Raw genomic sequence first — 20,080 nt, 5'->3', positions numbered from 1 at the left:
TTCGTGTCTGGCCGGTATCGCCGACTGCTGTCTACGAGAGAAACGTTAGACCCACCCACGAGCAATGTCTACTCCGGCGCACACAGATTTTGCGATGCTCTGGGGTGAGGTAACCTTCCGCTGCGCGGCGGCGGCAACCCCCCGAGCCGCCGCCGCGCGCGGCCTTGGCCGCTGGGGCCACTCTTTCTCGACAAGCGGAGCCGCCCCCGTGTGGGCAACGACTACACCGCGTGGAAGCTGTTGCGGAAGGCGGCGTCCGACTGGACCGTCATCGACCTGCCTGCCATCGCGGGCAGCCCCGACGATGCCGTCGGCCGCAAGGTCGGCGAGTCGCTGTGGCTGGCCCGGTACGGCTGCAAGGCGCTGGTCGGTATCTGGCACGCCGTCGGCGAGCGGCTGTGGTGGTTGTTGTTCATGTAGAAGCCGCGCCCCGTCGAGGGGTGGGGTGTGGCGGCGGGCGTGGATCGACACGGCCCGGATCGTCCCCGTCGAGTTCTCGGGCCGAGGGCATCACGTCGGGCACTACCCGGAGCTGGAAGGACAGATGCTGGCCTGGGTCACCGGGATGGACAGCCCCGACAGGATGGACGCCGCGGTGTACGGCCCGACCGAGCTGGCCGGCGCCGGGCAGCTCGACGTACTCGCGCAGGGCATGGACGACAACCGCCTGTCCGGACGCCGCTGACCAACCCGGATGGGAATGGGGTGCGGGGGTGCAGCCCCAGGGCCGCACCCCAGACTGTCAACGCCGAGGTCGAGACCCTGCTCGCCGCCCAGAGGAACGGCGACGTCGTGATGGTGGCCGCTGCCCTGCAGTCGTCGGTGCTGCGGGAGCTGGACCAGTAGCAGAAGGGGCTCGGCAACCTCAACCTCGCCTATGCCTTCGCCGCGCTACTGACCCAGGAGTGCCCCCAGAGGGGTGCGACGTCCTCGGCGTGCCGGACCTGCGCCGGTTGGTGCGGGCGGCGACCGACGAGACCCTTCACGCCCGACTGGAGATCGCCGACGAGATCGGGATGCCGTTCGGCATCGCGGATGCCAAGGCCGAAAACGCCCGGTTCATCGCCGCCGTGCCGCTCGCGCAGGAGTTCGTGAAGCTCTGCCGCCTTCAGCCTGACGCCACCGCCGAGTTCGTGCGGCAGGCCCGCCGGTCCGCCGTGATGGTCGACGAGGTGTGGGCTGTGCTGTACGAGGCATGCGCCACGGTGCGCGGCCACTGCCTGTAAGCGGGATAGCGGACTTCGTCGCGGCGTGGAGGATTTCATCTCAGAAGTGCCTTGTCGATTGTGCGTGCTGGAAGCGTGAAGAACTCCCATCATCGCATGTCACAAGGCACTTCCTCGTTTCTGAGGGAACTATCCACGGGCATCAGGCCGGTGGATCCGGGTTCAGTGGACCGTCACGCTCGGCCCTTCGACAAGGGGGTCCAGGGTCGTGTAGTTGTCACTATCATCCCACGGTTGAACTTTCACGGTAATCCTGGGCGAACCATTGGGATTGTTCAGGGTCGGAGTGTAGAGTTGATAATCACCTGGACCATGAAGGGAGAGTGTGTCGACCTTTACTTCACCGGCCCGGGTGTTAAATTCCGCTTTATGATAGCCGGGCTCCTTTTTTATGCGACTACCCTTTTTCCTGAGTGAGAGGCCATCGCGACCCATGACGCACTCCACGTTGTCCCCCCACCCTTCGGGCGTATAGTACCAAAGGGCTTTCCCGAAAGGACTTCGATAGTGCCCGCATCCGCGGATCCTGAGGACCGGGGCAACCTCTTTTTCGGGGGTGACTTGCAGGCAGGACTGTAGCCATGCTTGAACCCAATTATCGCGGTAATGGGTCCTTGTCAGTTCATTGCACTTTGTCCTGTTTCGCGCCCTGGGGGCGTACTTGTCTTCTTCTCCGATGGTCGTTTCGGCGAGTGTGTCCAGGGTTTTCTCTTGCGTCCATGGGTCGTTATAGTATTCGCCATGGGGCAAGCATGTCGTGACGATATTTTCTGCCCCTCGGAGGGTGGAGGTCTTTCCGCCTCGAACATTCGGGCCCTTTCCTTCGTACGCCCAGGCGCCCTGTTCGGTAATTCCGAATACGACACCGTCGCACAGGCCAATCTGGGGCTTAAATTTGTTTCTGGTATTGAGGTAGACCGCCGGCTCGTCGTCTATGTTGGAGCGGAAGGTTGTGTACCTGGGGTACCCATCAGCCCCATGTGGCGCCTCGTCTCCCGAGTTCAGCGACCGCAGGAAAGCTGACCCGCTTGCCATGTCATGGCATTGAAAATCGCAATTCTCGGCAAGTTCCTTTGCGTAGCCAACCAGGATATTATGGTCCCCCAGGAATGCCCCGATTGCACGGACGGCTTCGGATGCTCCAACTCCCACGTCGGCCACGATTGTTCCATGGTGGGGGCTTCCCATGGATACGAAGTGTTTCACTTTTTCTGCTCCGCCCAAATTCTTGATATAGGCGCGTGCTACGAGACCTCCCATCGAGTGGGCCACAATATCGACCTTGCCGTCCGGTGACGTCTTTGCGATCTCGTTGACTTCCCTGGCGAAGCCTGCGGCGATGTGGTCGATTCCAGGATTGGGAGGATTGGTCTGGCCGGGCTTTGTCATCTTGCTGTAATCGTAGACGTGCAGTTCGCTTTCTTTGTATCCCTGTGTTTCGGCGTATCCTTTCATCCCGTTCCAGACCGCACCTTCGGAGTGCCAGCCATGGACGAAGATGATGGGCCGGTGTGGCCCGCTGGCGTATGCGCTCCGCTGGGCCTGATTCGGGGCGGCAGGCGCTGGTAGTGCGCTAGCGGGTGTGGCCGTCGCCATCGAAAGGCAAAGGGCGCCGGCTGTCACCGCGGTCCACGCGGGGCTCGGCCGCCTCCTCTGCTGGACGGTGATATTGTTCAGGCTGGCCGGCAGGAGCCGGGCCTTCAGTTCACTGTGGATCATGTTCAGCAACCTTTCGCTGTAGCTTGGGTCGGAACTTTCACCGTGCACACTGAAGATGCCAACACGCGACCGCCCCGACAGCGGCCGCGCATAATGAAGCACGCTTCATGAAACTCCCTTTCCTTCATTGATGTAGGCCAGCTTCCAAATACTCCTCAATGTGGACGAAAATTCCTCACATGCGGAATGGTGTCGCGCATGATGGTGCGGCCAAACAGTGATCATCAGGCCGAGATCCACTTTCGCAACGTGCCCTCGGCGGTGGGGCGGGACGTCTGGCGCACTACCTGGACGCCGCCGCAACGCTGTCCCGCAGCACTTTGATGGCGGGCGTCCACGTGTTCACCCCGTCCAGGGCGTGCAGTCAGTGGCCTTGTGGGGTTGGTGGGCAGCTGCTGGGCCGGTCGCCTCCGGGGGTGCCGTAGGCGAGGGCGGCGACCGTGCGCAGGTCGACCTGGGATCCGCGTGCGCGGGTGGCGTCGTGGACCAGCCGGGACATCGCCTGCCGGCCGGAGCGGCCGAGTTCCCGCATCGTGGCCCGCACGGTGGTCTCGTGGATGCCGCCGCGTCGGGTGAGGTTGCCGAGGACCGTGCCGATGCTGGGGCCGCCGACACGGTGGGCCTGTCGGTCGGGTGCGGTGACGGTGAGTGCGGCGTGGACGGCGAGGGCGTTCTCCTCGGCGAGGACCTGATCGCGGTGTTCGCTAAGTGGAACATAAATGCACCATCCTGGATCTGGCAAGGCGAGATCAGCCGAGTGCGGCAGGGACCGGCGGACGCCGCACGATGATCACGGGCAGGTGGAGTTCGCGTGCGGCGGTGAGTTTGGGTGCGGTCGCGGCGCCGCCGCTGTCCTTGGTGACCACGACGTCGATGCGGTGCTCGCGCAGGAGTGCCCGTTCGCCGTCGAGCGTGAACGGCCCCCGGTCCAGCAGGACTTCGAAGGACGGTGGCAACGGGGGCTTGGGCGGGTCGACTGACCGGGCGAGGAAGTGGACCCCGTCGAGGTGGGCGAAGCCGCCGATCCTCACCTCTCCGGCGGGCAGCCGGGGTTGGGCGACCCGGCCGGCCAGTGAACTGGTGACCCGCAGGGACGGCGGCTCGGCGAGTGCGGCGGCCAGCGCTCGCCCCTCCGTCGTCCCGCCGAGGATCAGGACGTGCCGGGTCATGGGGTTCACGCCCCGCAGGGCTCGTGCGGGCGTTCGCGTTCCGCCGAGTAGAGGTGGCTGTCGCGGAAGTGCTCGGCGGCCAGTGTCCGTCCGACCAGGATGACGGCGGTGCGCACCACGCCCGAGGCCTTGACCTGCCCGGCGATGTCGGCGAGGGTGCCGCGCAGCACCAGCTCGTCCGGGCGGCTGGCCATCGCGACGACGGCGGCCGGGCAGTCGGCGCCGTAGTGCGGGAGCAGTTGCTCGACGACGTCGTCCACGTATCCGGCGGCCAGGTGCAGTACCAGCAGGGCGCCGCTGCGGCCGAGGGTGGCCAGGTCCTCGCCCTCGGGCATCGGGGTGGCGCGCTTGGCGATCCGGGTGAGGATGACGGTCTGGCCGACGGTCGGGACGGTCAGCTCCCGCTTGAGGGCGGCTGCTGCGGCGGCGAAGGCGGGCACGCCGGGGACGATCTCGTACGGCACGCCGGCCGCGTCGAGGGACCGTCATCGCCGCGAAGGAACCGACCGCCGGCACTGTCGGCCGGACCTGGCAGGCCCTCGATCCGGGCGGGGCCAGCACCGTGGAAGTCGTGCGGATCATCAGGCTGGACGAAGTAGTTCTGTCCTGACCGGTCCAGGTGCGGTCTCGGTCTCTGGTGGGGCCGGTTCACAGAGTGGTCCCACCGGACGTCGTCGTGGTGTCGGTTACCCGATGTTCTCCGCGAGGTGGATGAGTTCCTCGTTGGTGAGTCGTGGGGGGCCGCCGGTGGTGACGACGAAGGTGTAGGTGCCGTCGGACCAAGTCAGCGAGTGGGGGTCGCCTTGGGAATCCGAGTGCGTGATGGTCGCGGGGTGGCCCTTGACGGTGGCGGCCTTGCCGGGTGGTGGTGTGCTGCTCCGGAGGGTCTGGCTGATGATCAGAGAGCCGGCTTCGGGACCGGTGCCCAGCCGGTAACCGACGGCCCAGGCCGGGGTGTCGGTCGGGATCGCTTCCAGGCCGGGCAGGAAGACCATCCTGCCCGCGGGGTAGGGGTAGTAGTTCTCCGGCAGGAACGCGGGCCGGAGAAGGTCGCGCTCGTCGAAGTGGACGGCGGGCTTGCCCGTGGCGTCGTTCAGGGCCCTGGTGCCGAGCGGTTTGTTCAGGTGAGTGGTGATCTGCGCGAAGCCGCCCGGGCCGCAGAACCCCGGATGGACCGTGTGCCGCAGGGAGACCTTCACCATGCCGGTGGACTCACGGGTCACGAGCTCCGGTCGGTCCTCGCAACCCCAGCCGATGTTGAGTGTCAGGGTTTGGCCGTCGGAGCTGACCAGTAGCGGGTAGCCGGCCACGGCGCCTTCGTGGGCCTTGATCTCCGGGCCCCGGTTCATCCATGCGTTGATTGCGAACCCGCTACCGAGAACGGCTATCGCAGCCACGGCGGTCAAGCGATTCCGTCGCCCGCGCTTCGACTTCTGACGGACGGTACTTTGCGTCACGGGCCCTCCCCGGCAGTCATGGCCATGCTTGCGGTAGGTCGCGCCTGCCGGATGCAAGCCCGGCAGGCGTGACCACCCCGGCCTTCACCAGAGGTGCAGGAAGGTCCGGATGTCGTCGTAGCCGTCGAGGGCCCGTCCGTCCACGTCCGCCGGGTCGGCGGCGGCCCGCTTCGACAAGGAGTGCGCCAGGTCGAGGGCTTCGTCGCTGAGGCGGCCGAAGCGGCGGGCGATGTGGCTCAGACACAGGACGGCCAGCCCCAGCAGGGGACTGCCCGGTGCGGCCCGTGTGCCGGTCTTCACGCAGCAGTGCTCGGCGAAGTCGCGGTCGTCTCCGTGCAGGGCGATCCCGACCAGGGCCTCAGCCGTGTGGTCAGCTGCGGATCGGTCGTCCAGAGCCCCTTCCAGGGCTTCCGTCACCATCTCGCGAGCCGGCGCGGGCGGGTTCTCCAGGGTCCTGTGCATGCCGCGAGACTACGGCCTCCGCCACGGTCGCGTTGCCCAACAGCCAGTGGTGAGCGATGGGTTGGGCGAAGTGGCGCTGGAGTGCGAAGCCGGCGTGCGGTGGGCGTGCGTGCCGGGCCGCGGTCGGGAACGGCCGTCGTGTCCGTCGAGGCTCCTGGGCTCGCGACCATGACCCCCACCACCAACCCCCCTGAGCAGCGGCATGTCCGTATCCAGGCGACCGGCCCGACCGCGCGTCTGGAGATCGACGGCCAGGACCTCGCCGACCAGGTCCGCTCGTACGAGCTGCGGCACACCGTCGGGCAGCTCCCCGAACTCCAGTTGCTGCTGCGCCCGACCGCCAACCCCGTGTGGGAGGGCGCCGCCCGCGTCGTGGTCGGCGAGGACCCGGACCCGGACCCGGATCCGGCGGACGCGGCGTTCCTGGCCGCCCTCGGCCCCGCCGAGACCGAGCGGGCGCTCCTCGCCCGGCTCGACCTCCTCGACGGCGGCGCGCACGAGTTCGCGAGGGCGCTGCTCACCCAGCTGGGCGAGTGGGCGCCCGGTGTGCGGCAGCCCGGCGAGCACGGGGCGGTGGACGGTTGATGGCGCAGGTGACCAGCGACGCCGGGGTCCTGGCCGCGCAGCTGGAGTCGAGGGCCGCCGTCGCGGTGCCGGCGGCCACGGCGGTGGTGCGGCACCACGCGATGATCCTGGAGACCGCGATCCGCGCCGGCGCATCGGGCCGTCCTGGGCCCGGCGTTTCAGAGCGGCGAGTACCGGAGGTCGTGGACCACGGAGGTCCACGCCACCGCCACCGGTGTGGAAGCGACCGTGGGCACCAGCCGCCCGCAGGCCGTGCGCCGTCGATGCGGACCATGTCCGCCAGCGCGTGGGCGCCGCCCTTGTCGCTCTTGGCCCCCGAGGTGCCGTACCTCTCCTTGAACCGGGCAGCCTGGCGGGGGTTGGCCGCGTGGACGCGGCAGCCAGCGGCGATCAGGGCCTGCACCCACGGGCCCCGGTCGGTCTCGATGCAGACCGTCACCTGCCCGGGCTCCAGGTCCTGGCCGCCGTGGCGGGCGACGAGGCGTGCAGCTTCGCGGTGCCCTCGGAGCCCTCCGGTAGTCGTGCGCTCGCCGGCTTCCGGCCCGTCTCGTTCTGCAGCTCCGCGTCGTGGTGGCCTTCGGCCCAGTCGTCGCCGATGAACAGTACTGGTCTTCTCCGGCTTCTCTTGGCGTTCTGTGTGTGCAGCCTGCGGAAGGCGTGGCTCGCGTTCTCATGGATCAAGTGCTCACGCCCAACCTGCCTGGCGGGCACGCGATCCCATCAGCAGTCAAGCCCCCGGCCGACCAGAGGCGGCACGGTCTGACCTCAGAGCTCACGATGGCTCCGAAGAAGGAAGTGCTCACCTGCTGGCGGCTACGGGCCGTAGTCTCTCCTACGGCCCGACGGGGCCATTAGAAGGAGCTGCTGCTTCCGGCGAAGGGGCTGGGCTCCTCCGAAGGACTGAGCTCGCCCGGGTGGCTGGGTGCAGTGAAGAAGCTGGGTTCCCCCGAGGGGCTGAGCTCGCCCGGAGGGCTGGGTGCGGCCGGGGAAGCGGGCGTGGCCGAGCGGCTGGGCGCGGCGGAGGGGCTGGGCGCAGCGGAGGGGCTGAGCTCGTCGGAGGGGCTGGGTGCGGCCGGGGAACCGGGCGTGGCGGAGGGGCTGAGCTCGTCCGAGCGGCTCGGGTACGGCTGAGGGGCCGGCTGTGGGCGAGCGCCGCTGGGTGCGGCGGAGAGGCTGAGCCCGTTCGAGGGGCTGGGCGTGGCCGAGGGACTGGGTGCGGCCGGGGAACCGGACTTGGCGGAGGGGCTGGGCGTGGCCGAGGCGCTCGACGTGGCGGAGGGACTGACCGTGGCCGAGGGGCTCGGGCGGGGGTCGTGGGGGCAGAGCACGGCAGGGTCTTTGAACCCGTAGCTCAGGTCCCAGTCCCTGTCGCAGCCGCCCCAGTAGGTCCTCACCCAGCCGCAGTAGGGTCCGCCGTAGCTGAAGCAACGGGGCACCGAGTCCTCCGAGTCCTCCGAGTCCGGATTCGTGGAGGGAGACCAGGATGATTCGGCTTCGCTCTGCGAGGTGCCGAGGGCGTTGACCGCGCGGACCTGCGTGGCATCGGAACTCTGGGACGTCCCGCCCGTGAAGAGGACGGCCAGGCCAAAGGCTGAGGCGGAAGCCGCCACGATTGAAGCGGCGAGAACGCGGCGGGTGGAGCGCATGGCTGGTCCTCTTGGCTGCGTGGTCTGTGGCACGTGGGAATGCACTCCGGGCACGAGCACCGCCGCTGTGAGCGCCGGAGTTAAACATATGGTCGGAAGACCTTTTCATCGCCGACGAAGCGCCAGTCAGGCGGCCTTGCTCCGGTTTTTCACTCGAAGAGGCTCGCCTCGACCCACGTGCCGCGACCGCGCGCAGATCTTCGCCCACGGGGGCCTCGGCCGGGCCCGGTGATCGGCGGACGACCGGCGATCGACACGGTCAGCGCAGGGAGCGGACCGCCGGGCTCGTGGCGACCAGGCCGGCGCAGGCCAGGACGGCGCTGCCGCAGACCAGGAACAGCGTGGTCGTGCCGTAGGGGAGCAGGGCGCCGGCGATCACGTAGGAGAACGGGTCGAACGCCACCGTGGCCAGCACGACGAGGCTGAGTACCCGGCCCAGCAGTTGCTCGGGCACCCGCTCCTGCAGAGTGGCCACGACCACCACTCCGAGGAACCCGGATCCGAGGCCGATGAGCGAGACGACCGCCGTCGCGGCGACGACATGGGTGACGGCGGCGAGTCCGGCCATGCCTGCGCCGATCGCCGCGACACCGCCGACCACGGTCCGGCCGCGCCGGGCGGGCGGCCGCCACCCGGCCATCAGGGAGCCGGCCAGTGAGCCGGCACCGAAACCGGAGAGCACGACGCCCAGAGATCCCGCGCCGCCGAGGCGTTGATCGGCGAGCACCGCGCCGCCCACGAGCACGGGGCCCACGACCGCGATGTTGATCAGGGCGATGGCTGCCAGCATCCCTCGCACCAGCGGTTCGTGCCAGGCGTACCTCAAGCCCACGCCGAGGGCACGCGCACTGCTGAACTGCTCGCCGTCGACGGTGGCCGGACCGGCGTCGTCCCCGGCACCTCCGCCACGTCGCACCACCCGGATCAGCGTGCTGAGGACGACGGCGGCCAACGCGGCCATCGCCACGATCCCACCGAGCGTCGCGGCGAAGCCGACTGCGGCGATGCATCCGGCGGCCACCGCCGGGCCGACCAGGTCGCCCCCCGACTCCGCGCCCTGCACCAGCCCGTTGACCCGGGAGAGCTTGTCGGTCGGCACGACGGCGGGTAGCAACGCCAGGGCCGCCGGGAAGTAGGCGGCGTCGGCGGCGCCGAGCAGCCCGCCGAGCAGCGCGACCGTCGTCAACGACGGTGAGGTGAAGGTGACCAGGGCGCCGAGGGCGAGCAGGACGGCGACCCGGAGCCAGGCGGCACTGGCCACGACACGGGCGGGACCGAGGCGGTCGACCAGTACTCCCGCAGGAGGCAGGAGCACCGCTCGCGGCAGCGCCACGGCCACCAGAACCAACCCCGTGGCGATTCCGGGTTCCGACAGGTCGAGCACGAAGAGCGTGAGCCAGACGATGAACAGCGCATCGACCACGGCCGCCAGCCCTTGACCCACGATCAGGCGGCGCAGGTGCGAATCGCCGAGCGGTTCGCGCGGAAGGGGCGGGGCGGTCGGCTCCGTCGTCATCGGTGGCTCTCCGGGGCTCGGGTACGGGGCGTCAGCCATGGCGTGGCGGCGGCCCACCGGCGACGCCGGCGGGTCCGGCGCCGGGTGTCACTATGCGATGTGGGTGCCCCCATCGACCGTCAGGGTGGTGCCGGTGATGTAGGACGCCGCGTCGGAGACGAGGAAGACCAGAGCCGCAGCGAGCTCCTCGGGCCGCCCGATGCGGCCTGAGAGCACCCGCGGCATCATCGCCTCCAGGTAACCCTCGGCGTAGCCGTCGGTCATCGCGGAGGTGAAGAGGCCCGGCGCGAGGGCGTTCACGCGAATGCCCTTGCCGGGGGTCCACTGCTGGGCGAGATCGCGGGTGAGCCCGAGGATCCCGGCCTTCGACGCCGAGTAGGCGGCCTGCGGCAGCCCGCCCGTGACCAGGGCGAGGATGCTCGAGACGTTGACGATGGAGCTGCCGGGCAGCATCACCGCGCCCGCGGCCTGGGCCATCCAGTAGGAGCCGTTCAGATTGATGTCGATGACCTCGCGGAACTGCTCCGGGGTCTCCTCCGCCGCGGGTTGCTCACTGCTGATCCCGGCGTTGTTGACGAGAATGTCCACCCGCCCGAATGCCCGCACGGCCGCGTCGACCAGCCTGCGGCAGTCCTCCGGCTCGGCGACGTCGGTGCGCACGGCGACGGCCCGGCGGCCGAGCTTCTCGACGGCCGCGCGCACGGTCTCCAGCCGCTCGGTGCGCCGCGCCCCGAGCACGACGTCGGCGCCGGCCTCCGCCACCGCGGTGGCGAAGGCGACGCCCAGCCCGGAGGAGGCGCCGGTGACCACGGCGACGCGACCGTCGAGCCGGAAGCGATCGAGGACGCTCATGGCTGTCCGACCTCCTGGGGAGCCTCGTGGGGAAGGGTCGTCCCGGCGGAGGTCACCGGTGCTCGGCGACGTAGTTCACCGCGTCGCCGACGGTCCTCAATCCGGTGACCCGGTCGTCCGGGATCTTCACCTCGAACCTGTCCTCGACCGCCACGGCGATCTCCATCATGGCCAGGGAGTCGACGTCGAGGTCGTCGGTGAACGACGTCTCGGCGCTCACCTCGGCGGAGTCGATGCCGAGGACCTCTTCGACGATCTCGGCAATGGCGTTGAGGATGTCGATGTTGTCCACCACGGGTTCCTTCCTCTGGGGATGGGGATGGGGATGGGGTCGGCGTCGGTCAGAGGTCGGTGGGGCGAGCCTCGGTGCGGCGAGCGTCGGTGGGGAGGTCAGAGCCCGAGGCGTCGTCGGTAGGCGAGGAGGGTGTGCAGGAAGCCGTCCATCTGCTCCTCGGTGTGGCCCGCGTGCGGGAACAGGCGCAGGAGCGCCTGGTTGCGCGAGACGGCCGGGTAGGAGAAGACGGGTACGAGGTAGCCGTCCTCGACGAACCACTCCCGCATCTGCAGGGCGGCGGCGTCGCTTCCGATCGGCACCGAGAGCATGTACGACTCGGTCGGCGTCGTCGCCGTGCCGGCCTCGTGCATCTGTCGGCGAAGGCGGGCGGCATGCGCCAGGTAGTCGTCGACGATCCCCGGATCGTCGGCGAGGACGCCGATCGTGCGGTCGGCGGCGTAGGCGGTCGGCGGCTGGATGGCGGCCGTGAACATCGAGGTGCCGGAGAGCAGTTCGAAGGCGTCGATGGCCGCCGCCGGCCCGGCGATCGCGCCGCCTTCCAGACCGATGGCCTTCGACAGCGACACCATGACGAAGTCGGCCCGCTCCCGGATCGCCGCCGCCTCCCGGGCGTAGGGACGGTTCTCGGGCCCGTAGACCATGAAGCCGTTCGCGTCGTCGATCATGCTGACGGCGCCGTGCCGGTCGCACTCGTCGAGGATCTCCACGATCGGTCCCATGGTGCCGTCGGCCGAGTAGATGCTCTCGGCGATCACCACGGTCTTGTGGGTGCGGACCCGCTCCAGGACGCGGGCCAGGTCGGAGACGTCGTTGTGCCGGAACGCGTGGACGTTGCGGCCGTAGCCGAGCCCCTGGAGGCCCTTCCAGATGCTCCAGTGGACGTCGCGGTCGACGACGAACACGGTGTCGTGGTTGCGCACCTCGATCCCGGCGTCGAAGTGCGCGGAACTGCTCATGGCGTGGACGAACCCGATGTTGGCCAGGAGCCCCGTGGCGAAGCTGATGGCTCGCTCCTTGCCGGTGTGACGGGCGATCGTCTCCTCCAGCACCTGGTGCGGGCGGCAGATCCCCTGGGTCATCCTGGATCCGCTGGTGCTCAGGCCGTGGGCGAGCGCCCCCTCCGCGAAATGACGCCGTACGGGGACGTGGCGCTCCAGATCGAGGAAGCTGATGCTGGCGAAGTTCACCAGCTCGCGGCCGTTGCGGACGATGGTCGGCCCGACGGGACCGTCCACCACCGGCGGGCGGTAGGCCGTGTCGTGGGTGTTCGCCTCGACGAAGGCGGCGAAGGCCCACGGGGCCAGGCGGTCCGCGGACGGGCCGGCGGTGCGGGACGCGGTCATGGCGAGGTTTCTCCTCCACGATGGGCGCGGGGCGGTGAGGGCTCCAGGGCTGTGGCGAGGTGGCCGAGCGAGGCCGTTCCGGCCAGTTCGTCCGACGCGATCCCGGTGAAGCCGGACCGGTGGAGCAGCGCCAGCAGACGGGGGACGGCGACCAGGGTGACGCCGTGGTCGGCGAGGCAACGGTTCATGTCCACCGCGTCAGGGCTGTCGGAGGAGCCGTCCGGCGGATCGCCGGGTGCGACAGCGGCCACGGCGGCGGCCAGCGCCCGTTCGGCGCCCGTCGCGGGCGGGCGCGACGGGACCCGCGGCGTTCCCGCGCCGGTGGTGGCGGTGCGGGACCGGTCGGACCCGGGGCCGGCCGGGGACAGGACGTAGCGGCCCGGGGCCGCGATGCCGGGCACTTCGTCGAGGTGGTCCAGGACGTGGCGGTGCAAGTCGTCGGGGGTGACACCGGGGGCGGTGCGAGCGCGTGCGACGAGGTGCGGTTCGCCTTCCCCCGCTGCGTCCCCGCTGGGCGCCACTGTCACGTCGAGCACTCCGGGGTGGCCGCGCAACACGGCCTCGACCCTGGCCGGGCACACCCATCCCTGCGGGGCGCGCCACCATCCGGCGGCGGCCGGTGTCGGCGGGCGCGCCGGAACCGGGCACTCGGCACCGTCGGCGAGCGCGCGCAGGAAGGCGCACAGACGGACGGGCAACGCCACGGCCTGCCCGGCGTCGAGCAGGTGGTCCCCGACGGTGACATCGAGGGTGACGACCCCCGCGTCGAGGCTGAGGTCGACGTACAGCGTGTCGCAGGGCTCGTCGGGTGCGCTGCGGATCCAGGTTGCGGACCCGTCCGGCGGAGCGTACTGCGCGGGGACCAGGTACCCGGGGACCAGGTAGTCGCGCGGCCACGAGTAGCAGTTGTACTCGATGGTCGGTACGGTCACGACACCCCGGCGACGGTGCATCCGCGCCTCGGCGGCGACCAGTTCCGCGGGGCGCCACTGACCGTGCCGGTAGGCGGCGGAGGAGGCGGCGGCGACCGAGGCGACCACCTCGCCGAACGCCGCGCCCGGGCGGAGGTCGATCTGCACCGGAACCGTCAGGGCCCGGACGCCGACGCTGTTCCGCAGAGCGGCCCGGGCGCGGTTGGAGACGACCACGGACGCGAGGAACCGGTGCTCACCGGTGCGGGTGGCGACGTCGTGGGCCAGCGCCGCGAGCACGACGACCTCCGGACCGGCCCGATGGCGCCGGGCGACGCGGTGGAGGTCGTCGTACGCACCCGCCGAGCGGTGCTGGAGGCGGTGGCGCCCAGCGCCGTCGTCGGTCCCGCCGAACGGGGCCAGCACGCCGGTCGGGTTGCTCGCGAGCCGCGTGAGCCACTCGCGCTCCGCCGCGCGGGCGCGTTCCACGGGCTGGGCGGCGACCGTGTCGAGGGGATGCTGCACGCGTGCCTCCGCCGGTGCGCCGACGCCGCGCAGTTGGTCGTGCAGCTGGTTGATCAGCACCGCCAGCCCCCACCCGTCGATCACGACGTGATGGGCGGCCAGCAGGACCGCACGCGGCCTCCCCGCCTCCAGCAGCACCCTGGCGCGCCAGGGCGGGTTCCGCTCGGGATCGATCGGACGGGCGGCCAGCGCGGCGGTGGCGGCGTCCAGGGTGTCGGCATCGACGGCGCGGACGTCGACGTGGTCGACCGGCAGCGGCGCCCAGTCCGCACGGTGGACGTGTTGGACCGGGCGGAGCGGGTCGACCGTGGTGCGCAGCGCCTCATGGCGGGCGGTGAGGGCCGCGAGTGCCGCGTGGACGTCGGCGACGGTGGCCGGGGGCGGGACGTGGCAGTGGTCGGCGAGCGGCGTCGGGTTCACCCGCCGTGGTGCGGGAACGGTGCGCTCGAACCAGTGCCACTGCTGGACCCAGGTCAGCGGCCCGCTGCGGGTGACGGTGGCGGCGCTCGGGGGCGGCTCCGGGAGGCGGTTCACGGCCGGGCCCTCACACGGCTCGGACCACGAGAGCGGCATTGTGGCCGCCGAAGCCGAACGAGTTGCTGAGAGCGATCCGCATCCGCTCGTGGTGCTGCGCCCGGTGCGGCACGAAGTTGATGTCCGGGTCGATCGGGTCGTCGCAGTTGATGGTCGGCGGGACGTCACCCGTGCGCAGGACCTGGATCGAAGCCACCAGCTCGACCGCTCCGGCGGCACCGATCATGTGCCCGGTCATCGACTTGGTGGAGCTGACCGGGATCCGGGTGACACGGTCACCCAGCACCGTGCGCAGGACGGCCGTCTCGGTGGCGTCGTTCAGCAGCGTTCCGGTGCCGTGCGCGTTGACGTAGTCCACGTCCGCCCCCGTGATGCCCGCGTCGCGCAGCGCCGCCTCGACGGCGAGGCACGCGCCGCGTCCCTGCGGATGCGGGGCGGTCCAGTGATGAGCGTCGGAACTCGCTCCGTAACCCGCGAGTTCGGCCAGAGCCGTGGCCCCTCGCCGGTCGGCCACCTCGGCGGCCTCCAACACCACCACGGCGGCCCCCTCGCTCATCACGAACCCGTCGCGGTGCGCGTCGAACGGCCGGCACGCCGCGGTCGGGTCGTCGTTGCGCGTGGACAGCGCGCGGGCGTTGCCGCTGCCCGCGAGGTCGACGGTGGTGACGCAGGCGTCGGCGCCGCCGACCAGGACGACGTCGGCCTCCCCGTTGCCGATCATGCGCATCCCCGCGCCCACCGCGTCCGCGCCGCTGGCGCACGCCGTGCTCTGGGCCCGGCTGGGCCCCTGCGTGCCGAGACGCATGCTGATCTCGCAGGCGGCGCTGTCCATGGCGGTGGTGACCTGGGTGAACGGGCTGATGCCCCGGGGCCCTTTGTCGCGCAGCGTGTTGGCGGCGCGGTAGATCGACCCGACCGGGCCGTAGCCACTGCCGATGATCACGGCGACCCGCGGCGCCAGGCGGTCGTCGACGACGAGTCCGGCGTGCTCGCACGCCTCCAGTGCCGCGGCGAGGGCGTACTGCGCGTACGGGTCGGCGCGGCGGCTGACCGTCAGCGGCATGTAGCGGCCGGGTGTGAAGCCGCGCACCTGGCCGCCGATCCGGACTCCGAGACCGGTCACGTCGATCGCGTCCACGGTGGCGATGCCGCTGCGGCCGGCGAGCATCGCCGCCCAGGTCTCGCCGACACTGTGGCCGAGCGGCGTCACCGCCCCGTACCCGGTGACCACCACCTGGCGCCGGGGTCGGCTGGGCCCGGCGTCGCCCCGCTCTCCTGCGTTCGTCACTGGGGAACCACCTCGGCGTCGCGGATGCAGGGGAGGATGTCGTCGGGTGCGACGGGCACCATGAGCACGGCTGTGCCTCCCCGGGAGCAGAACCGCCGCGCGGCGAGAATCTCAGCGGTCAGCGCGGCCTTGTCGCGCAGCACTCGACAGTGGATGTCCGGCCCGTCCACCACGGGCGGCGGTGCGCCCGGACGGGTGAAGGGGTGGCGTTCGGCGTCGAGACCGAGGCGGGCGCGTTGGGCGTCCAGCCAGCCGTAGCCGCCGTTGCACAACACCACGTACAGCACGCCGCCGTGGGCCGGAGCGGTGACGGCGATGTCCGCGCGGGCCGCGAGGAACGCTCCGTCTCCGATGAACGCGGTGACCTCGTGGTCCGGGGCGGCCCGTTTGACCCCGATGGCCGCGGCCGCGCCGAAGCCCAGGGGGGTCTGCTCCGACGGCACGACGGACCCGCCACCGACGTGGAAGGGGAAGCCGTAGGACCACATGTCCTGCAGCCCGTTCTCCTGGACGAGCACGCGGGGCTCGCCGGCGGTGGCATCGAGCGCGGCGAGCAGTTCGGCGATGCGGATCCCCGGGAGTGTCGCCGCGCGGACCAGTTCCGCCTCCGCCTCAAGTGACATGGCCTTGCGGGCGACGGCGATCCTGTTCGCCCACACCTCGGTCGCGGCCGCGCGCTCGGCCTCGCCGTCCTCCTCCAGCGCCCGCGACCAGCCGAGCACGGCGTGCCGGGCGTCCCCGAGCACCCGCGGGCCCGAGAACTCGGCCGACAGGCCGCCCGGATCCACGTTGACCTGCACCACCGCGACCGGGGGCCACGGTGTTCCGCCTTCGACGACCGTCTCCTCCAGCCGCCCGGCGAGCGAGACCACCAGGTCGCAGGACGACCACAGTTCGCGGGCGGGGGCCGCGGCGTAGAGGCCCGCCACGCCGCAGAACAGCGGGTGGTGCTCGTCGACGGCACCGCGGCCGGACGCGGTGGTGAAGAGTGCCGCGCCGAGGCGTTCGGCGAAGCGCTCGACCACGCCAGCGCCGTTGCGGTGCCGCATTCCGCCGCCCACCAGCACCACCGGACGCCGGCTCTCGCGGATCGCCGCCAGGGCCGGTCCCGGCGTCACGGGAACGGATTCGAGGACCAGTGGTTCGGGCAGCGTCGGCCACGCTCCGGTGACGAGGACCTCCGCCGTGCGGACGTCATCGGGTACCTCCAGGTACACGGGCCCGGACGGCGGCCCCACAGCCCGGGTCAGCGCCGTCACCGCCGCGGGGACGACCCGGTCCGGGTGCCCCACCCGGTGCGCCCACCGCACGAGCGGCGCTGTCACGGCGACCTGGTCGAGTTCCTGGAATCCGCCGCTGCCCCGGCGGCGTTCGGGCACGCCGGCGGCGAGCACGAGGACGGGTGCACCGGACTCCCGCGCTTCGAGCAGCCCCGTGGCCGCGTGGGTGACAGCCGGGCCCTTGCCCAGTGCGCATACGGCGAGCCGGCCGGACTGCAGCGCGTAACCGGTCGCCATGTACATCGCGTTGCGCTGGTCACGGCACGGCACGAGGTCCAGGCCGGCGGCGTCGAGGGCGCGGAGCAACTCCAGATCGTCGCCGGGCAATCCGAAGCAGGTGTCCACCCCGTTCGCCACCAGCAGGTCGACGATTGCGGACCACGCGTCGGCGTACCGTTTGCTCACCTTGCTCACCTGGCTCACCTGGGTCACTCCCCACTCGCCGTGACGGGCGCAGCCGCCGGGAGGGTCTGCGCCACGGCCTGCGACATGAGCAGCGGTTCGGCGTGCCGCTCGCCGCCGTAGGAGATGTAGTTCGCCCGCATCCCGAATCCGCCGAACGGGCGGTTGCCGTCCTCGGCGTCGAGCAGCGTGTGGTCGACACAGGTCTGGTGACGCCTGGCCAGGACATCCACCGTCTGCGGATCGTTCCCGTAGACCATCGCTCCCAGCGCGCGTTCGCTGAAGTAGGGGTTCGACAGCCGTTCACGCAACAGCCTCGCGCTGGGGTAGGCCACGACGTTGAACACCGGGGCGAACATCTCCTCGAGGGGGATCTTGTCGTCGAAGCCCCAGAGCAGCACGGTCGGCTCGATCTTGCGGGACGGCAGGTCGATGCGCCCGCCGTGCCGGATGCGGCGGGCATGGTGCACCAGGTAGCCCGAGCAGTTCACCAGCGCCGAGTCGTAGAAGATCGGACCGTAGTCGGCGCCGGGGTCGCCGTTCTGCCCGAAACGCAGCGAAGCCAGTTCGGCGGACAACAGGTCGACGAATTCCTCGGTGCGGCCCTTAGGTGTGAACACGACGTCGGGACCGAAGCAGTCCTGTCCCGAGTTGTAGAGCCGGAGCCTCGTGACGTCGTGCACGGCGCGGGTGAGGTCGGCGTCGGGTGCGACCACGAAGGGATTGATGCCGTTACCGAAGAAGAGGAGGAGTTGGTCCTCCGCCAGCCCCTCGCGGACGGTCTCGGCATTGGCGTAATTGCCGGTGAAGACGATGAGGTCCGCTTCGCGTACCGGTCCCGTCACGAACTTGCGCTGGCTGAGCTCGGAAAGGCTGATGGGCAGGCCGTGAACCGGTGCCAGCAGGTCGTGCAAGCGCCGCATCTGGCTTTTGATCTCCGAGGACGGCCGAAAGGTGATTCTTTCGCTGTAAAGGGATGCTATGAGCATGTAGAGCGCGTAGGAATGGAGCGGCATGTTGGAGGGCATGAAGACCGCGACCCGAGGCACGCGGCCGGGCCGGACGCGACGGATCTCCTCCTCCGCTCCGTCCAGGGTGGCGAGGAACGAGCGGATCTCCGCGCCGGCGGTGTGGTGGGGCGAGATCTCGGTGAGGATCCCCATCACCGCGTCCTCGTGGTCGGCCACGTACCGGCGCACTGCGCGCAGCGCGTCGACGCGGTCGGCGAAGGGGATGCGGTAGCCGCTCGCACCGCCGGCCGAGCCGGTGGTCGAGCCGGACGCGGTGACGTCGGTGGTCGTCCCGGGTGATGCGGACAGCGAGCTCATGGCGATCTTCTCCAGAACGGCCCGGTCGGGCTTTCCCGTGTTCGTGAGGGGCAGCGAGGGAAGCACGACGATCTGATCGGGCTGCTCGTAGCGGGCGAACACAGGGCGCAGCAGCCGTTTCCAGTGCGCAGGCTCGTGAGCGTCCGGGTCCGCGATCACGAACACCAGGCGGCAGCCCAGACGGGCGTCGGGGACCGCGACGACCTCCGTCTGCGCGCCGGCCGACTCGGCCAGCTTGGCGAGGTGGTCGGGATAGAGCGTGTGACCGTCGCGGTGCGCGGCGTGCTTGCGCCCGACCGGGAAGACGCGGCCGGCGTCGTCGATCAGGCCGATGTCGCCGGTGCGGTGAACGGGACTCGAAGCCGGAACGATCTCACCGTCAGTGCCGAGGTGGCCGGTCATCAGGCCGTCACTGCGGACGACGAGCTCGCCGAGCCGGCCGTGGGGAAGCGGCCTGCCGTGGTCGTCGTGGACTTCGACGACCACACCGGGCAGCGGCGTGCCGCACCCGACCGGATCGGTCGGGGGCGCCAGCGCGATGTTTCCGGCCTCGGTCGCTCCGTAGCCGTCGAGCAGGTGCCGGCCCGTGCGGGCGTGGAACCGGGCTGCCAGGTTGCTCCCCAGTGGCGCGCCGCCCACGCACCAGGCTCGTACCGTCCCCAGCGCGTTCACGAGGGCGGGGCGACGGTCGAGCAGGTTGAGCAGGCTGTAGTAGGTCGACGGGGCCCCGTCGACGATGGAGAGGCCGTGGTCCACGCCGACCGCGAGCGCACGGTCCAGGCGCGTGGTCGATCCGTAGACCACGAGCGTGCCTCCGCCCAGCCACCAGCAGAGGACCAGTGACAGACCGTACTGGTGGGAGTACGGCAGGATCGGCAGGAAGACGTCGTCAGGCCGGTACCCCATGCGTTCCGCACTGAGCGCGAGGTTGTCCAGGATCGAACGGCCGGAGCGGACGATGCCTTTGGGGCTGCCGGTCGTCCCCGACGACCAGGAGATCGCGGCGTCCTGACGCCGTGCCCAGCTCGCGACGTCGGGCACGGTCGCGGTGTTCGAAGCGGGGCGCGGCGCCGCGGTGCGGCCCGCACCGTCGCTGATTTCGAGCACCACGCGCGCCTGGGTGCGGATCTTCGATCGCTGTGACGGGGTGGCTCGATGATCGGCCAGGACCACCGAAGCGTCGAGGTGAATGAGCGCGAGCAGGGTGACGACCCATTCCGGGGAATTGGCCCCGCTCATCATCACCCGTGAACCGGGTTCGACGCCACGGCGTGCAAGAAGTTCGGTGGCGGCGAATACGCGGGCCACGATTTCGTCGGTCTCCCAGATGCGCCCGTCGGGCGAGATCAGTCTCCTGGAAACGGGCAACTTGTGCTCCTCAAAACCAGGTGGTTCAAATTGACTGTCCCATAACTGCGGAACGGTGTCGAGTGCTTCGACGAAATTCCGCTACCTGTGCAGGGTGATTGGGTGCGCAGTGACGAAAGAGGCATATGAGGAGCGAGATATTCTCAATATAAATAATTTCATATTGCTATTGAA

The 20,080-nt window shown here is 70.3% G+C and carries 20 protein-coding genes and 1 pseudogene; 6 read left to right on the top strand and 15 right to left on the bottom strand.

Annotated features, from left to right (window positions below; genetic code table 11):
• Positions 1–210: 210 nt before the first annotated feature.
• The 4 genes from ACIP37_RS31155 to ACIP37_RS31140 all read left to right on the top strand — a co-directional run bounded on the left by ACIP37_RS31155 (position 211) and on the right by ACIP37_RS31140 (position 1,226).
• On the top strand, positions 211–420 hold the full coding sequence (locus ACIP37_RS31155; RefSeq protein ID WP_363589683.1) for a hypothetical protein: 210 nt from the start codon (positions 211–213) through the stop codon (positions 418–420).
• A 124-nt stretch (positions 421–544) separates the two neighbouring features.
• Positions 545–685, top strand: coding sequence for a hypothetical protein (locus ACIP37_RS31150; protein ID WP_363589685.1), 141 nt, complete (start codon positions 545–547; stop codon positions 683–685).
• A gap of 20 nt (positions 686–705) precedes the next feature.
• Positions 706–846, top strand: a complete 141-nt coding sequence (locus ACIP37_RS31145; protein ID WP_363589687.1) for a hypothetical protein — start codon at positions 706–708, stop codon at positions 844–846.
• A gap of 89 nt (positions 847–935) precedes the next feature.
• Positions 936–1,226, top strand: coding sequence for a hypothetical protein (locus ACIP37_RS31140; protein ID WP_363589689.1), 291 nt, complete (start codon positions 936–938; stop codon positions 1,224–1,226).
• Positions 1,227–1,388: 162 nt separating this feature from the next.
• Here the strand turns inward: ACIP37_RS31140 and ACIP37_RS31135 are convergent, their stop codons facing one another.
• From ACIP37_RS31135 to ACIP37_RS31110, 6 genes and pseudogenes are all read right to left on the bottom strand, one after another.
• Positions 1,389–2,945 (bottom strand): alpha/beta fold hydrolase, encoded by a 1,557-nt coding sequence (locus ACIP37_RS31135; RefSeq protein WP_363589693.1) that lies wholly within the window; start codon positions 2,943–2,945, stop codon positions 1,389–1,391.
• 364 nt (positions 2,946–3,309) lie between these two features.
• Complete coding sequence (locus tag ACIP37_RS31130; protein ID WP_400810832.1) at positions 3,310–3,687, bottom strand: hypothetical protein; 378 nt, start codon at positions 3,685–3,687, stop codon at positions 3,310–3,312.
• A gap of 7 nt (positions 3,688–3,694) precedes the next feature.
• Positions 3,695–4,114, bottom strand: coding sequence for a precorrin-6A/cobalt-precorrin-6A reductase (locus ACIP37_RS31125; protein ID WP_400810833.1), 420 nt, complete (start codon positions 4,112–4,114; stop codon positions 3,695–3,697).
• Between the two features lie 5 nt (positions 4,115–4,119).
• Positions 4,120–4,599, bottom strand: a pseudogene (locus tag ACIP37_RS31120) (SAM-dependent methyltransferase); the annotation flags it as partial.
• Between the two features lie 201 nt (positions 4,600–4,800).
• The gene (locus tag ACIP37_RS31115; protein WP_400844877.1) at positions 4,801–5,571 is read right to left on the bottom strand and encodes a hypothetical protein; all 771 of its coding nucleotides are present in this window, start codon (positions 5,569–5,571) and stop codon (positions 4,801–4,803) included.
• Positions 5,572–5,655: 84 nt separating this feature from the next.
• Positions 5,656–6,033, bottom strand: coding sequence for a hypothetical protein (locus ACIP37_RS31110; RefSeq protein ID WP_363633438.1), 378 nt, complete (start codon positions 6,031–6,033; stop codon positions 5,656–5,658).
• Positions 6,034–6,201: 168 nt separating this feature from the next.
• Here ACIP37_RS31110 and ACIP37_RS31105 point away from each other — a divergent pair, with 168 nt between their 5' ends.
• The gene (locus tag ACIP37_RS31105; protein WP_363633436.1) at positions 6,202–6,618 is read left to right on the top strand and encodes a hypothetical protein; all 417 of its coding nucleotides are present in this window, start codon (positions 6,202–6,204) and stop codon (positions 6,616–6,618) included.
• Here the strand turns inward: ACIP37_RS31105 and ACIP37_RS31100 are convergent.
• Positions 6,551–7,057: a transposase gene (locus ACIP37_RS31100; protein WP_363633434.1), complete on the bottom strand. Its 507-nt coding sequence runs from the start codon at positions 7,055–7,057 to the stop codon at positions 6,551–6,553. The two genes, ACIP37_RS31105 and ACIP37_RS31100, sit on opposite strands and share 68 nt — an antisense overlap.
• A gap of 488 nt (positions 7,058–7,545) precedes the next feature.
• Here ACIP37_RS31100 and ACIP37_RS31095 point away from each other — a divergent pair, with 488 nt between their 5' ends.
• Positions 7,546–7,749: a hypothetical protein gene (locus tag ACIP37_RS31095; RefSeq protein WP_363633432.1), complete on the top strand. Its 204-nt coding sequence runs from the start codon at positions 7,546–7,548 to the stop codon at positions 7,747–7,749.
• A 774-nt stretch (positions 7,750–8,523) separates the two neighbouring features.
• On the opposite strand, the gene ACIP37_RS31090 is transcribed toward ACIP37_RS31095, so the two are convergent.
• The 8 genes from ACIP37_RS31090 to ACIP37_RS31055 all read right to left on the bottom strand — a co-directional run bounded on the left by ACIP37_RS31090 (position 8,524) and on the right by ACIP37_RS31055 (position 19,906).
• Complete coding sequence (locus ACIP37_RS31090) at positions 8,524–9,780, bottom strand: MFS transporter (protein WP_363633430.1); 1,257 nt, start codon at positions 9,778–9,780, stop codon at positions 8,524–8,526.
• 90 nt (positions 9,781–9,870) lie between these two features.
• The gene (locus ACIP37_RS31085) at positions 9,871–10,632 is read right to left on the bottom strand and encodes a glucose 1-dehydrogenase (protein WP_363589296.1); all 762 of its coding nucleotides are present in this window, start codon (positions 10,630–10,632) and stop codon (positions 9,871–9,873) included.
• Between the two features lie 52 nt (positions 10,633–10,684).
• Complete coding sequence (locus ACIP37_RS31080; RefSeq protein ID WP_363589294.1) at positions 10,685–10,927, bottom strand: acyl carrier protein; 243 nt, start codon at positions 10,925–10,927, stop codon at positions 10,685–10,687.
• A gap of 95 nt (positions 10,928–11,022) precedes the next feature.
• A complete protein-coding gene (locus ACIP37_RS31075) occupies positions 11,023–12,270 on the bottom strand; it encodes an aminotransferase class I/II-fold pyridoxal phosphate-dependent enzyme (protein WP_400330665.1) in 1,248 nt (415 codons plus the stop codon).
• Complete coding sequence (locus tag ACIP37_RS31070; protein WP_400810652.1) at positions 12,267–14,240, bottom strand: condensation domain-containing protein; 1,974 nt, start codon at positions 14,238–14,240, stop codon at positions 12,267–12,269. The genes ACIP37_RS31075 and ACIP37_RS31070 overlap by 4 nt, the downstream gene beginning before the upstream one ends.
• A gap of 10 nt (positions 14,241–14,250) precedes the next feature.
• Complete coding sequence (fabF, locus tag ACIP37_RS31065; RefSeq protein ID WP_400810654.1) at positions 14,251–15,528, bottom strand: beta-ketoacyl-ACP synthase II; 1,278 nt, start codon at positions 15,526–15,528, stop codon at positions 14,251–14,253.
• A complete protein-coding gene (locus ACIP37_RS31060; protein WP_400844872.1) occupies positions 15,525–17,222 on the bottom strand; it encodes a thiamine pyrophosphate-binding protein in 1,698 nt (565 codons plus the stop codon). Before ACIP37_RS31060 ends, fabF begins: the two co-directional genes overlap by 4 nt.
• Before the next feature lie 14 nt (positions 17,223–17,236).
• A complete protein-coding gene (locus ACIP37_RS31055; protein ID WP_363589284.1) occupies positions 17,237–19,906 on the bottom strand; it encodes an aldehyde dehydrogenase family protein in 2,670 nt (889 codons plus the stop codon).
• Between the last annotated feature and the right edge of the window lie 174 nt (positions 19,907–20,080).

The sequence above is a fragment of the Kitasatospora sp. NPDC088861 genome, from assembly GCF_044750105.1.
Classification (GTDB): domain Bacteria; phylum Actinomycetota; class Actinomycetes; order Streptomycetales; family Streptomycetaceae; genus Kitasatospora.
The sequence above is the reverse complement of the archived record's forward strand: the minus strand, read 5'-3'. Positions and strand labels throughout refer to the sequence as shown.